Origin of the sequence: Streptomyces sp. NPDC050674, from assembly GCF_040654575.1 — a bacterium.
Classification (GTDB): Bacteria; Actinomycetota; Actinomycetes; order Streptomycetales; family Streptomycetaceae; genus Streptomyces.
Map to the genome: position 1 here is coordinate 82,666 of NZ_JBFAIG010000018.1, position 13,648 is coordinate 96,313.

12 protein-coding genes and 2 tRNA genes are annotated in these 13,648 nt (G+C 68.7%); 3 read left to right on the forward strand and 11 right to left on the reverse strand.

The annotated features are described in order from the left end of the window. Positions 1-18: 18 nt before the first annotated feature. The 3 genes from AB0I06_RS27015 to AB0I06_RS27025 all read right to left on the reverse strand — a co-directional run bounded on the left by AB0I06_RS27015 (position 19) and on the right by AB0I06_RS27025 (position 2,127). Positions 19-828 (reverse strand): SAM-dependent methyltransferase, encoded by an 810-nt coding sequence (locus AB0I06_RS27015; protein ID WP_363121427.1) that lies wholly within the window; start codon positions 826-828, stop codon positions 19-21. 205 nt (positions 829-1,033) lie between these two features. Beyond that, on the reverse strand, positions 1,034-1,207 hold the full coding sequence (locus tag AB0I06_RS27020; RefSeq protein ID WP_363121428.1) for a hypothetical protein: 174 nt from the start codon (positions 1,205-1,207) through the stop codon (positions 1,034-1,036). Between the two features lie 847 nt (positions 1,208-2,054). Further along, positions 2,055-2,127: transfer RNA gene (locus tag AB0I06_RS27025), tRNA-Ala, on the reverse strand. 179 nt (positions 2,128-2,306) lie between these two features. Between AB0I06_RS27025 and AB0I06_RS27030 the strand changes: the two genes are divergently transcribed. Together AB0I06_RS27030 and AB0I06_RS27035 are read left to right on the forward strand one after the other, a co-directional pair. Further along, positions 2,307-2,855: a DNA-binding protein gene (locus AB0I06_RS27030; RefSeq protein ID WP_363121429.1), complete on the forward strand. Its 549-nt coding sequence runs from the start codon at positions 2,307-2,309 to the stop codon at positions 2,853-2,855. 244 nt (positions 2,856-3,099) lie between these two features. Beyond that, the gene (locus AB0I06_RS27035) at positions 3,100-4,560 is read left to right on the forward strand and encodes a protein kinase (protein WP_363121430.1); all 1,461 of its coding nucleotides are present in this window, start codon (positions 3,100-3,102) and stop codon (positions 4,558-4,560) included. 37 nt (positions 4,561-4,597) lie between these two features. On the opposite strand, the gene AB0I06_RS27040 is transcribed toward AB0I06_RS27035, so the two are convergent. After that, positions 4,598-5,908 (reverse strand): hypothetical protein, encoded by a 1,311-nt coding sequence (locus AB0I06_RS27040; RefSeq protein WP_363121431.1) that lies wholly within the window; start codon positions 5,906-5,908, stop codon positions 4,598-4,600. A 207-nt stretch (positions 5,909-6,115) separates the two neighbouring features. Continuing rightward, a complete protein-coding gene (locus AB0I06_RS27045) occupies positions 6,116-6,244 on the reverse strand; it encodes a DLW-39 family protein (protein ID WP_003999697.1) in 129 nt (42 codons plus the stop codon). Positions 6,245-6,581: 337 nt separating this feature from the next. Here AB0I06_RS27045 and AB0I06_RS27050 point away from each other — a divergent pair, with 337 nt between their 5' ends. After that, positions 6,582-6,956 carry a DUF6344 domain-containing protein gene (locus AB0I06_RS27050; protein ID WP_363121432.1) on the forward strand — a complete coding sequence of 125 codons (375 nt, stop codon included), beginning with the start codon at positions 6,582-6,584 and terminating at the stop codon, positions 6,954-6,956. Positions 6,957-7,073: 117 nt separating this feature from the next. On the opposite strand, the gene AB0I06_RS27055 is transcribed toward AB0I06_RS27050, so the two are convergent. The 6 genes from AB0I06_RS27055 to gyrB form a co-directional block, all read right to left on the reverse strand. After that, positions 7,074-7,451: an SH3 domain-containing protein gene (locus AB0I06_RS27055; protein ID WP_363121501.1), complete on the reverse strand. Its 378-nt coding sequence runs from the start codon at positions 7,449-7,451 to the stop codon at positions 7,074-7,076. A gap of 154 nt (positions 7,452-7,605) precedes the next feature. Next, positions 7,606-7,800 (reverse strand): hypothetical protein, encoded by a 195-nt coding sequence (locus tag AB0I06_RS27060; protein ID WP_363121433.1) that lies wholly within the window; start codon positions 7,798-7,800, stop codon positions 7,606-7,608. A 107-nt stretch (positions 7,801-7,907) separates the two neighbouring features. After that, positions 7,908-7,984 (reverse strand) — tRNA-Ile (locus AB0I06_RS27065). Positions 7,985-8,097: 113 nt separating this feature from the next. Next, complete coding sequence (locus tag AB0I06_RS27070) at positions 8,098-8,889, reverse strand: DUF3566 domain-containing protein (protein ID WP_363121434.1); 792 nt, start codon at positions 8,887-8,889, stop codon at positions 8,098-8,100. 18 nt (positions 8,890-8,907) lie between these two features. Then, positions 8,908-11,502 (reverse strand): DNA gyrase subunit A, encoded by a 2,595-nt coding sequence (gene gyrA / locus AB0I06_RS27075; protein WP_363121435.1) that lies wholly within the window; start codon positions 11,500-11,502, stop codon positions 8,908-8,910. Between the two features lie 42 nt (positions 11,503-11,544). Then, positions 11,545-13,605 (reverse strand): DNA topoisomerase (ATP-hydrolyzing) subunit B, encoded by a 2,061-nt coding sequence (gene gyrB / locus AB0I06_RS27080; RefSeq protein ID WP_363121436.1) that lies wholly within the window; start codon positions 13,603-13,605, stop codon positions 11,545-11,547. Positions 13,606-13,648: the final 43 nt, after the last annotated feature.

The window sequence follows — 13,648 nt, forward strand, 5'->3', positions numbered from 1 at the left end:
GATGGCCGCTTCTTTCTTTCACAGGGCGACGACGCCGCCCCATTCCTCCCACTCGTTTCCCTGCTTCCATACGGTGGGCTGGGAATCGGGTCGCCATTGGCTCACCTCGACCAACCCCGGCTCGACGGGCTCCCAGTCCCGCAGGAACTCCGTCACCTCCGCTTTGGAACGGACGCGTCCCCAACGCCCCCCGGTCGCGGTTGCCATCAGGTCGGTGACACCGTCCCGGACCGCCTTGTTGTCGCTGACCAGTTGGCACACCACCAGGTAGCTGCCCGGGGCCAGCCGACGCGCCACGTCGCGCAGGAGCGCGCCGGGATCGCTCTCGTCCGGGAGACAGTGTAGGACGGAGACGAAGAGGGCTGCGGTGGGCTGGGTCGGGTCGATCAGCCGCTGGGTGTCGCTGTGCTCGAAGATGTAGTCGGTCTCACGCATGTCAGCGCACAGCACCGCTGTCCGAGCGTTCTCCTCCAGCATGGTGCGGCCGTGCGCGAGCACGATGGGGTCGTTGTCCACGTAGACCACCCGCGCCAGCTCGTCGGCCTTCTGCGCGATCTGGTGCACATTGTCCTGCGTGGGCAGGCCGGAGCCGTGATCGATGAACTGCTGGATCCCCCGCTCCTCGGCCAGGAAGCGGACCACCCGCCGCAGGAACGCCCGGTTGGTGAGCGCGAGTTCCCTGCTGCTGGGGGCGATCCGCAGCAGGTGGTCGCATGCTTCCCGGTCGCTCGCGTAGTTGTCGGTTCCCCCGAGCAGCCAGTCGTACATGCGAGCCACGCTCGGAGTCGTGACATCGATCTCGCGGTCTGTCGGCGTGTAATGGCCCATACATCGTCCTCCCCGGAGCGGCACCCAGACAGCGTCCTGGGTGAACTAGCCATGGTAGAGGCGCACTTGGGGCAACAACAGGTGACGATCGGGCGATCGGGCCAGCCGGCGATCGGGTCGTCGGTCTCCAGGCGCGGGACCGCGGCCGGCCGCGAGCCGTGAGGGCCGGCCCCGCTCTGACCACAGCGGGGCCGGCCCTCACGTCTCATTCGACGCGGATACGCATGTAGCCGATGGACGAGCGGCTCCGCAGGGCGACGCCCAGGACGCCGGTCGCGACACCCATGGCCGTCCAGCCGGGGTCCCGCACGAAGAGCCACGCCAGCACCCCGGTCGCCAGGAGCAGACCGAGGCCCACTTCCACTCTCCAGATGGTCATCCGGCGAATTTGTGGACCCCACTGGCGCCAACTGCTAACTTCACTGTCGGCCGGGAGCGCATTCATCCATCCTCGGCCAAACCTGTCGATCACGTGGAGTATTTCTCCTTTCCTTGATCGCGCGTGCCCCGGGGTGTGACAGCACCCTGGGGCATTTGCGTGCGCTGAATCGTTTACGGGCGCGCGCCGCACGCTATGACGTCGCCACAGTAGCGGTCCCGTCGAAGGCCCGCCACGCGTTCGGACGATGCAACAGCGGGATTTGTTGAACCTGCGGCGACAACCATTAAACACACCGCGCTTCACCCCACCGTACGCAGATCGGACGTGACGCCCGCGGAATCCAATCGAGAACACTTTCGTTAGAAGCGTGGTCACATTTGATCGACTTTCTTCGATAAGGCATCGATCAGTCGGCATCTGAAGCAGATAGCGCTTCCAGTAGAGCTTCCTTCGCTGCGGCCTCACAGCTCGGGCTCGGAGCCCCAGAAAGGCTGACGGGAGCATTTCATTCCGGATATCTGCACGTGCAGATGCAATAAGAGTGCAAGGGATGCCCCCTTCTCCGCGCCCTCCAGGGGGTGCGCCGTCCGGCCCGGAGCATGCGGTCGGGGCATGGCCGCGCCCGAGGCCGCACAAGGAGGACGCCACGCCACATTGTCCGGCGCCCCAGGGCACCGAGCGTTGCGGGCGCTCACCGCGGACACGCCTGGCGCCAAGGGGCGGCGGGGGTAGCCGATCACCCGGCGTCGACCGCCTTCCCCGAGCCCGGCCGGCACCAGCGGGCCGCGCACGGAGAGAGCCCCTCCGGCCCGGGTTTTCCCAGGCCGAAGGGGCTCTCGAAGTGTGGAGCCTAGGGGAGTCGAACCCCTGACATCTGCCATGCAAAGACAGCGCTCTACCAACTGAGCTAAGGCCCCGGAAAGTGACGTCCAGCCGGAGGAACCGCGTCCCGGCGGGCGTCGGAGACAAGAGTACCGGGTCACCCCCGTGGTTCCGCAAAAAGATTGGGGGTCCCCGTCGCCGACCACTCTCCGTAAGATGCTCGGCGTGGTTCGCTACCGCGAACCGCCGTATGGGGAAGCGATGGGGAGACGCAATGGACGCCGCACAGCAGGAAGCGACCGCAAGAGCGCGGGAACTGCAGCGGAACTGGTACGGGGAGCCACTGGGGGCGCTCTTCCGTAGGCTCATCGACGATCTTGGTCTCAACCAGGCTCGTCTCGCGGGGGTTCTGGGACTGTCCGCGCCGATGCTGTCGCAGCTGATGAGCGGTCAGCGGGCGAAGATCGGCAACCCCGCTGTGGTGCAGCGGGTGCAGCTGCTGCAGGACCTGGCGGGGCAGGTCGCGGACGGCAACGTGAGCGCGGCCGAGGCCACCGAACGCATGGAGGAGATCAAGAAGTCGCAGGGGGGCTCGGTGCTCAGCAACACCACGCAGACGACGAGCAGTTCGGGGGCGCCCACGGTCAAGCGCGTCGTGCGCGAGATCCAGTCGCTGCTGCGCTCGGTCGCGGCGGCGGGCGACATCATCGACGCCGCCGACACCCTCGCCCCGACCCATCCGGAGCTGGCAGAGTTCCTCCGGGTCTACGGGGCCGGCCGCACCTCGGACGCGGTCACGCACTACCAGTCCCACCAGAGCTGATCCCCGGCCCGCCCGCCGAAGGGGGTTCGGCAGCGGGCCGCGGGTGAAGTGACGGGGGACACGTCACGGTACGGACGGGCACGAGGGGGCGTGTTCCGTACGGGGGACCGTTCGACGCGAGGGGGAGGTGTCGCTCATCGGGGGAGCCGGGGGCCGGGGGAGTCTTTCGCCCGTCGGGGAGTCGTAGCGCTCACCGAGGGGGAAGCAAGGGGGGAAGCCGCAGGGGGAGGAGCGACGTACAGCCATGGGTGAGGTTTTCGCCGGCCGGTACGAACTGGTCGACCCGATCGGGCGCGGAGGGGTCGGCGCCGTCTGGCGCGCCTGGGACCACCGCCGCCGTCGCTACGTGGCCGCCAAGGTCCTGCTCCAGAGCGACGCGCATTCGCTGCTGCGCTTCGTCCGCGAACAGGCCCTGCGGATCGATCATCCCCATGTGCTCGCCCCCACCAGCTGGGCAGCCGACGACGACAAGGTCCTGTTCACCATGGACCTGGTGGCGGGCGGATCGCTGGTCCATCTCGTCGGGGACTACGGCCCGCTGCCGCCGGCCTTCGTCTGCACCCTGCTCGACCAGCTGCTGGCGGGCCTGGCCGCGGTGCACGCGGAGGACGTGGTGCACCGTGACGTGAAACCCGCCAACATCCTGCTGGAGGCCACCGGCACGGGCCGGCCGCGGCTGCGGCTGTCCGACTTCGGCATCGCGATGCGGCTGGGCGAGCCCCGCCTGACCGAAACCAACCTCGTGGTCGGAACGCCCGGTTATCTCGCGCCCGAGCAGATGATGGGCGCCGAACCGGACTTCCCCGCCGATCTGTTCGCCGTGGGGCTGGTCGCGCTGTATCTGCTGGAGGGCGCCAAGCCGGACAGCAAGGCGCTGATCCAGTACTTCGCCGAGCACGGGACACCCGGGGCCCCCAAGGGCATCCCGGAGCCGCTGTGGCAGGTGGTGGCCATGTTGCTCCAGCCGGACCCGGAAGCGCGGTTCCGGACGGCCACAGGGGCCCGCAAGGCCCTCGCCGCCGCCGTGGAGCTCCTCCCGGAGCCGGGCCCGGACGACGAACTGATCGAGATCTTCGACCAACTCGGGCCGCTCCCTGGGGGATTCGCCCCCGAAGGGCCGCTGGAGCGAGCGAAGGGGCTGAGCCCGAGACAGGGGCTGCCCGACTCGCGGACCGGCGAGGAGCCGCCCCGGCGGACAGACGGCGAGGGCGATACGCCGGTGCCCGGCGGGCAGCACACCGAGCCTCGCCGGCAACACGGCCCGGCGACGCCGGCCGACCCGAGACGGGCCACCGGCTCCGACCCCGCCCGGACGCCCTCGATGTCGGACACCGGCAGCTTCCATCTGCCACCCCCGCAGGCCACCGTCACCTCGTCACCCACGCCGGAGCCGTCCCGGCCCGCCCCGTACCGGCCGGCATCCGCCTCCCCCTACGACCCGACCCACCGGTTGTCCCCCGCCCAGCCGCTCCCACCGGTGTACTCCGGCGCGCCGCCGCTCCCTGCGGAGCACTACCGCACGGACGCCTCCACCGCCTCGTACACCGCCCAGAGCCCACCGGCCCGCTCCGACAGCCCCACCCCGTCACGGCACCGTGCACGACGCGCTCCCCGCCCCGGCCCTCCGGCCAAGGTGGCGGTGCCCCTGCTGCTCCTCGCGCTGGCCTGCTACGCCGTGGGCTTCTGGGCCCTGACACGCCTGTGAGGGATGCCGGCCGCGTGCCGGCGAGCGCCCGTCTCCCTTACCCGGCGCTCCTGCGCCGAGCGACCACGGTCCACACCCCGAGTCCCACCAGCAGGGCGCTGCCGGTGCCGATCCCGCCCACGGCGAGTGCCCTCATCGCGGTGTCGTCGCCCCCGGCCACGCCTTCCGCGGCCGCTTCCCGGTCCGCCTCCGACACCTCGAAGACGCCCTTCGGCTCGGACTCCCCCGCGTAGGCGGGCCCGCTCCCGGCCTGCCCGCTCACCCGGACCCGCAGCGTCATCGCGAACGGGCCGTCCCCGTAGGCGTCGGCGACACCCTCCGCGAGGTGGGCGACGAGGTAGTAGGAGCCGGCGAAGCGCATCGCGCTCACCTGCGCGGTGGCGGCGTGTCGGTTGGCGTGGTCGACCGGTGGGAGGGGAGGCAGACTGTTGGAGCTCTGGTCGCCGTCGTAGCCGACACCCACGTCGGCGATGTGACCGCGTGCCGGGTTGTAGAGGGCCAGGTTCAGGGCGTCGGGCGTGTAGCCGGTGGCGCCGGAGTCCGAGCTGCCGAGGTCGGCGGTGACGGAGAGCTGCTGTCCCCAGTCGACCGGCACCTTGTAGAAGAGCGTCTGGCCGGGCCGGATGTCATCCCGCCAGACGCCCTGGTCGAGGGGGGTGGCGCCGGTGAATCCCGCGCCGCCTTTCCGGCGCTCGGGCTGTCCCTGGACCGGCTGGGGCGTGGCGGAGTCCCACACCTGGGGTGCGCCGGTCGCCTCGGCCCTCGCGGTGCGCGGTTCCGTCAGGGTGACGAGTTCCAGGTCCCAGGTGTCCGGCGAGGAGCCCTCACCGTCCGGGTCCGCGCGCTCGACGGACACGTAGTACGCACCGGCCTTGCGGCACAGCGACTTGCCGGGCGAGATCTCCCGCATGCCCCAGGCGGCGACGGGGTGCGGGCTGCGGGCGGTCCCGAAGACGGTGGTGTCGTCGGAGCAGGTGTTCCCCTCGGCGTCCTGGACGGTCACCTTGACGCCGTCGACGACGGAGACGGTGCTGTCGGGGGAGGGGACTGCGGTGACGGAGACGTACGCGTTCGACGCGGCGTCGAGTTCCAGGCCGTAGTTGACCTTGCCGTCGGCGGGCAGGGAGCTCTTGTAGGTACGGCCGGGCTTCAGGAGAGCGGCGTCCCCGGTATTCCTGGCCCCCTCGACGCTCCGCGCGTCGGCGGCGAAGGCATAGGAACCCGGCGCGTCCGCGGCCTTGGAGACGTCCGCGGCGAAGGTCTGCCCCGCCATGGCGGCGGCTTGTCCGGGGGTCACCGCCGCCGTCGTCCCCAGCACCACCGCCACGGCCCCCAGGCGTACGGCCACCGCCGGACGGCGGCGCCACGCACTCGTGCGCCGTCCCCAAGCCGTACGACACGGTCCCCTCACGCGCCACCCCTCACCCTCGCCGGACCACGAATCCGTGAAGCCGTGGCCCATCCTGCCGCGCCGGCCGGGTTCACGACCGGGCCTCGGCACACAAAACCCCGACCGCGAGGCGGCCGGGGTGTGCTTGGTCTGGGTTGTCGTGACTCACGAACCCGTGGGCACGGAGTCAGTCGCCTCCGTCCACAGATCCTGCTCGGCGCGATCCGCCTGGATCTGGCGGTACACGAGGAGCCCGCCGATGGCGGCCAGTGCGACCAGGAGAAGCTTCTTCACCGCGCGACCTCGTCTTTCCTTGACGTAGGGGACCTCTGGCGCCCGACTATACACACCGACCGATACCGATCGGTGACCTGAGTCGGCCCTCAACTCCCCTCCCGCGAACCGGGATAGAAGCGGAGTACACCGCTCCGATCGGAGGGTGATCGCACGCCGACGGACGGTTACTTTGACCTCCCTTCGCCGCTCTCCTCACGTTTTCAGGCCTCTTGCGGCCATACGAGTGGTGTTGATCTGAACATCGACGCGCCACGGGTCGAGATCCACCACTTCTCGGCCCCCATACACATCATGAGGAAAGTACGCAAATCGCCCAACCCGAAAGTGAGGGGCCATGGCCCGGAACAAGGTCATGAAGCTGTGGACCGCCATCGTCACCGCCTTCCTCGCGCTGTGCACGGCGCTCGGACTCGTCACCACGACGGCCGCCCCGGCTGTAGCGCAGAGCGAGCAGAAGAGCAACAGCAACGGCGCGAGCATCCCGCAGCAGCGGACGGCGGCACCGGCGGCCTTCCCCTGGTCCTCCCCCAAGGCCCTGCCCCCCACGATGAAGCAGCGCATCCGCGCCGAGGCCCACGGCAAGACCCCCCGCTGCCGGCACCGCTCGTCCGCGGACACGGCGCTCTCCCCCGGCACCGACTGCACCGACGAGGACCCCGACGCCGACCCCGACAGTACGGCGGACCGCTTCGCACCCCTGCAACGCTGAGATCGCGGAAGACCCCGGACACACAAGACCCCCGACCGCTACAGGTCGGGGGTCTTCGTACTGGACCGGGGGTTTCGCGGTCCGCGTTGCTCCTGGTGAGAATGAGCGCGGCAGCTACTAGTACTTCAGGTAGCTTTCGGCGACCCAACCCCACTTGCCCTTGTTGGCGCCGGAGAGCACTTTGCCGTAGACCCAGGACTGGGACTTGTAAGTCGAGCAGTAGTGATCGAACTTGGTGCCCTTCGCCAGGGAACCCTTGGATGTGTAGCTCGTCCCGGGGCCGCTGCGCAGGTTGACGGTGGTCGACGTCTTCTGCGTCTGCGGCACGGGAAGGATGAGGTCCTTCGGGCAGGCGGAGGGAAGGCTGGCTGCGGAGGCGGTGGCTGGAACCCCCATCACCAGAGCACCCGTCACCGCTGCGGCACCGAGCAGCGACGCCAGTGTTGTGCGCACCATTTCCCCGTTCTCTGGTCGGATCGGTCGGCCAGTGATCATATCGAGCACGCGGGGAAGCCAGGGGAACGCCCTCAGCCCTTGCGCAGGGGCTTCACATCGTCACCTTCCAGCAAGCCCAGGCGATGTCCGGAGGCGAGCGACCCCGGCGCTCCGGTCAGACCAGCGGGGCGCTCCTGACATGCCTGGTGGCGTGCTAGCGGGTGATGACCATGACGACGTAGAACATGCCTGCGGCAGCGGCGAGGCAGGCACCGATGACGGCAAGCGCGGCAACCCCCGCCAGCCCTGTCACGCCCAGGATCGCCATCCATCCCGTTCGAGCCATCCGCTCGGCCCGCTCGGCTGCGCTGTCGTAGTCGCCGTCGTCGTACCAGTCTCGTTCGGTCATGACGCCCCCCTCGCTCCGAGGCCGGCACACCTGCGACCCGATCATCGGCTGACGTCAGCCGTGGATGCCAAAGACCCCCAGTCGCTGTCGACTGGGGGTCTTTTCGCTGGTGGGGCTAACAGGATTTGAACCTGTGGCCTCATCCTTATCAGGGATGCGCTCTAACCAACTGAGCTATAGCCCCGCCGCGCTGTTCGGGAGTGTGTCCCGCGCGCTGACTCCTGAAGATTAGCGCACGACATGCGCAGTCCCAAAATCGGTTGGCGGGACATCGTCAGGGCAACGACCGAGGTGATGTCACTCGTCCTCGGCGAGCGTGAGCTCGACACCGCCCACGAAGCCCGCGGACAGGTTGTAGATGAACGCGCCGAGCGTCGCGAGGGCCGTCGCGAGGACGATGTCGATGACCGCGATGACCGACGTGAACATCAGGACGTTGGGCAGCGACAGGAAGGCCTGCAGGTCGAAGCCGTTGGACTCGTTGGAGCCGGTGGCCTCGGAGATCGTGCCGCCGACCGTCGAGAAGACGCCCATCGCGTCCATGACCATCCACAGCACGGCGGACGCCACGATCGTGCAGATGCCCAGGGCGATGGAGAGCAGGAAGCTGACCTTCATCACCGACCACGGGTCGGCCTTGGCCACCCGCAGCCGCGCCTTGCGGACGCGCGGAGTGGTGCCCGCTCCCGGGCGGGGACGCCGTACGGCGGCGTTCCCCCCGGCCGCCGCCTGCTGCGCCGGGTAGGCCTGCGGCGGGTGGTACGGACCGGCCTGCTGCTGCGTCTGGCGCTCCCCGGGCAGGGGAGAGGCCGTGGCCGGCTCCTGCGTGGCCGGCTTCGGCTTCGCGCCGGAGGCGGACGGGCCGGCCCCGGTCTTGTGCTGCTGGGTCTGCGGACCTCGGGTGTCCGTCACAGTTCCCCCCTGTGATTCATGCGCGTCAGGCGAGGGCGTGTCCTTGGTCGGGGACTTGATCGCCTTCAGGTTGGTCGTGTGCGGGTCCGCCGCACGCGCGGCGGAGCCACGACCGCCGTCGTCCGCTTCCGTACCCCTGGAGGTTCCGGCCGGTCCGGCGCCCGTGGCTCCGCTCACGCTGACTCACTCCTCGTGCTACTCGGACGAGGGCGCCTCACCCTCGTCCGTGCCGGTGGTCTCGGCACCCTCGGCGGTCTCGTCGACGACCACATCGCCGTCGACCTCCTCCGCCTCGCGTCCTGCCTCGGCGTTGCGAGCGATGCCCACGACGGCATCGCGCTTGCCCAGATTGATCAGTTGGACGCCCATGGTGTCACGGCCGGTTTCCCTGATCTCGTTGACTCGCGTACGAATCACACCGCCCGACAGCGTGATGGCGAGGATCTCGTCGGTCTCCTCGACCACCAGCGCGCCGACGAGGGATCCACGGTCCTCGACGATCTTGGCAGCCTTGATGCCGAGGCCGCCGCGACCCTGGACGCGGTACTCGTCGACGGCGGTCCGCTTCGCGTACCCGCCGTCTGTGGCAGTGAACACGAACGTACCGGGTCGAACAACATTCATCGAGAGCAGCTCGTCGCCTTCGCGGAAGCTCATGCCCTTGACGCCCGAGGTGGCACGGCCCATCGGACGCAGGGTGTCGTCCGAGGCGGTGAACCTGATGGATTGCGCCTTCTTGCTGATCAGAAGCAGATCATCGTCCGCCGAGACCAGTTCGGCGCCGATCAGTTCGTCGTCGGAACCGTCCTCCATCGAGCGGAGATTGATCGCGATGACACCGCCGGAGCGGGGCGAATCGTAATCCTTCAGAGGCGTCTTCTTCACAAGTCCGGCCTTGGTGGCGAGCACGAGGTAGGGGACCGCCTCGTAGTCGCGGATCGCCAGGATCTCGGCGATCGCCTCGTCCGGCTGGAAGGCGAGCAGGTTCGCCACGTGCTGACCGCGCGCGTCCCGGCCGGCGTCGGGCAGCTCGTAGCCCTTGACGCGGTAGACGCGGCCCTTGTTGGTGAAGAACAGCAGCCAGTGGTGCGTGGTGGACACGAAGAAGTGGTCGACGATGTCGTCTTCCTTGAGCTTCGTGCCGCGCACACCCTTGCCGCCGCGCTTCTGGGCGCGGTAGTCGTCGGTCTTGGTGCGCTTGATGTAGCCGCCCCGGGTGACCGTGACGACGATGTCCTCCTCGGCGATCAGGTCCTCGATGGACATGTCGCCCTCGTAGGGGATCAGCGTCGTCTTGCGGTCGTCGCCGAACTTCTCGACGATCGCGGCCAGTTCGGCACTGACGATGCCGCGCTGGCGGACCGGGGAGGCGAGGATCTCGTTGTACTCGTTGATCTTCGCCTGGAGCTCGTCGTGCTCCTGGACGATCTTCTGGCGCTCCAGGGCGGCCAGCCGGCGCAGCTGCATCTCGAGGATGGCGTTGGCCTGGATCTCGTCGATCCGCAGCAGGTCCATCAGGCCGCCGCGGGCGATCTCGACGGTGTCGCTGCGCCGGATCAGCGCGATGACCTCGTCGATGGCGTCCAGGGCCTTCAGCAGACCGCGCAGGATGTGCGCCCGCTCCTCGGCCTTGCGCAGCCGGAAGCGCGTACGGCGGACGATGACCTCGATCTGGTGGGTCACCCAGTGCCGGATGAACGCGTCCAGGGAGAGCGTGCGCGGCACGCCGTCCACCAGCGCCAGCATGTTGGCGCCGAAGTTGGTCTGCAGGTCGGTGTGCTTGTACAGGTTGTTCAGCACGACCTTGGCGACCGCGTCCCGCTTCAGCACGATGACCAGGCGCTGGCCCGTGCGCGAGGAGGTCTCGTCGCGGACGTCCGCGATGCCGCCGATCTTGCCGTCCTTGACCAGGTCGGCGATCTTCTGCGCGAGGTTGTCCGGGTTGACCTGGTAGGGCAGCTCGGTGACCACCAGGCACTGGCGGTTCTGGATCTCCTCGACCTCGACGACCGCGCGCATGGTGATGGAGCCGCGGCCGGTGCGGTACGCCTCCTCGATGCCCCGGCGGCCGACGACGAGCGCGCCGGTCGGGAAGTCCGGGCCCTTGATGCGCTCGATGAGCGCGTCCAGCAGCTCCTCGTGGGAGGCCTCGGGGTTCTCCAGGTACCACTGGGCGCCGGCCGCGACCTCGCGCAGGTTGTGCGGCGGGATGTTGGTCGCCATGCCGACCGCGATACCGGCCGAGCCGTTGATCAGCAGGTTCGGGAAGCGGGCCGGCAGGACGGTCGGCTCCTGGGAGCGGCCGTCGTAGTTGTCCGTGAAGTCGACGGTCTCCTCGTCGATGTCGCGGACCATCTCCATCGACAGCGGCGCCATCTTGCACTCGGTGTACCGCATGGCCGCGGCCGGGTCGTTGCCCGGGGAACCGAAGTTGCCGTTGGAGTCGACGAGCGGCATGCGCATCGACCAGGACTGCGCGAGGCGGACCAGCGCGTCGTAGATCGAGGAGTCGCCGTGCGGGTGGTAGTTGCCCATGACGTCGCCGACGACGCGGGCGCACTTGTAGAAGCCGCGCTCGGGGCGGTAGCCGCCGTCGTACATGGCGTACAGCACGCGGCGGTGGACGGGCTTGAGGCCGTCGCGGACGTCGGGCAGCGCACGCGAGACGATGACGGACATCGCGTAGTCGAGGTACGAGCGCTGCATCTCCGTCTCGAGCCCGACGGGCTCGACGCGCATGGCCAGGGCGTCACCCTCGGGCGTCGTCACGGGAGTGTTCTCGTCGGTCATTGCTGGTGAAGATCCTTCCTGATGCGGTCAGCTGAGACCGACTCAGATGTCGAGGAAGCGGACGTCCTTGGCGTTGCGCTGGATGAACGCGCGGCGGGCCTCGACGTCCTCGCCCATGAGGACCGAGAACAGGTCGTCGGCCTGGGCGGCGTCGTCGAGGGTGACCTGGCCGAGGACGCGGTGCTCCTGGTCCATGGTCGTGATGCGCAGCTCCTCGGCGTTCATCTCGCCGAGACCCTTGAAGCGCTGGACGGAGTCGTCCTTGATGCGCTTGCCGGCGTTGCGGCCCATCTCGATCAGGGCGTCGCGCTCGCGGTCGGAGTACGCGTACTCGAAGTCGTCCTTGCCCCACTTGATCTTGTAGAGCGGCGGGCGGGAGAGGTACACGTGACCGGCCTCGACCAGGGGCCGCATGAAGCGGAACAGGAAGGTCAGCAGCAGGGTGTTGATGTGCTGGCCGTCGACGTCGGCGTCCGCCATCAGGATGATCTTGTGATAGCGGAGCTTCTCGATGTCGAAGTCCTCGTGGACTCCGGTGCCGAAGGCCGAGATCAGCGCCTGGATCTCCTGGTTCTGCAAAATCTTGTCGATCCGCGCCTTCTCGACGTTCAGGATCTTGCCGCGGATCGGGAGGATCGCCTGGTACTGCGGGTTGCGGCCGGACTTGGCCGAGCCGCCGGCGGAGTCACCCTCGACGATGAAGATCTCGCACTTGGTGGGATCGTTCGACTGGCAGTCGGAGAGCTTGCCGGGCAGGGACGCCGTCTCCAGCAGGCCCTTGCGGCGGGTGAGGTCGCGGGCCTTGCGGGCCGCCACGCGCGCGGTGGCCGCCTGGATGCCCTTGCGGATGATGTCCGCGGCCTCGTTCGGGTTCCGGTCCAGCCAGTCCGTGAGGTGCTCGTAGACGACCTTCTGCACGAAGGTCTTGACCTCGGTGTTGCCCAGCTTGGTCTTGGTCTGGCCCTCGAACTGGGGCTCGCTCAGCTTGACGGAGATGATCGCCGTCAGACCCTCGCGGATGTCGTCACCCGTGAGGTTGTCGTCCTTCTCCCGCAGCAGCCTCTTGTCGCGCGCGTACTTGTTGATCAGCGAGGTGAGCGCCGCGCGGAAGCCCTCCTCGTGCGTGCCGCCCTCGTGCGTGTGGATGATGTTGGCGAACGAGTACACGCCCTCGGTGTAGCCGCCGTTCCACTGCATCGCGACCTCGAGGGACAGGTTCTTGTCCTTGTCCTCGGCCTCGAGGTCGATCACGGTGGGGTGCACCAGGTCTCCCTTGCGGGAGTTCAGGTACTTCACGAAGTCGACGATGCCGCCCTCGTAGTGGTACGAGACGCTCTTGACCTCGTGCTTCTCGTCCTCGCCCGCCTCGTCCGCGCCGGCGGTGGCCTTCGCCGACTCGCGCTCGTCGGTGAGGTTGATCCGCAGACCCTTGTTGAGGAACGCCATCTCCTGGAAGCGCCGGGAGAGCGTCTCGAACGAGTAGTCGGTGGTCTCGAAGATGTCGCCGTCGGCCCAGAAGGTGACCGACGTGCCGGTCTCCTCGGTGGCCTCGTGCCGGGCGAGCGGTGCCGTGGGGACGCCGAGCTTGTAGTCCTGCGTCCAGCGGTAGCCGTCCGTCTTGACCTCGACGGCGACCTTCGTGGACAGGGCGTTCACGACGGAGACACCCACGCCGTGCAGACCACCGGAGACCGCGTAACCGCCGCCGCCGAACTTGCCGCCCGCGTGCAGCACGGTCAGCACGACCTCGACGGCCGGCTTGCCCTCGGACGGGACGATGCCCACCGGGATGCCACGGCCGTTGTCGACGACCCGGACACCGCCGTCGGCGAGGATCGTCACGTCGATGGTGTCCGCGTGACCGGCCAGCGCCTCGTCGACGGAGTTGTCCACGACCTCCTGCACCAGGTGGTGCAGTCCGCGCTCACCGGTCGAGCCGATGTACATGCCGGGTCGCTTGCGGACCGCGTCCAGACCCTCGAGGACGGTGATGGCACTGGCGTCGTACGAGGCGGTGACCTCGCCGTTGGAGGTGATCGCCTCGCTGGTCACGCCTGCGTCGGTGGACGGGATGTTCTCGTTGGGGTTGCCGGAATCGGCCACGAAGCGCCCTTTCTGGCACAGCACGAGCCAGGCTCGTCGGCGG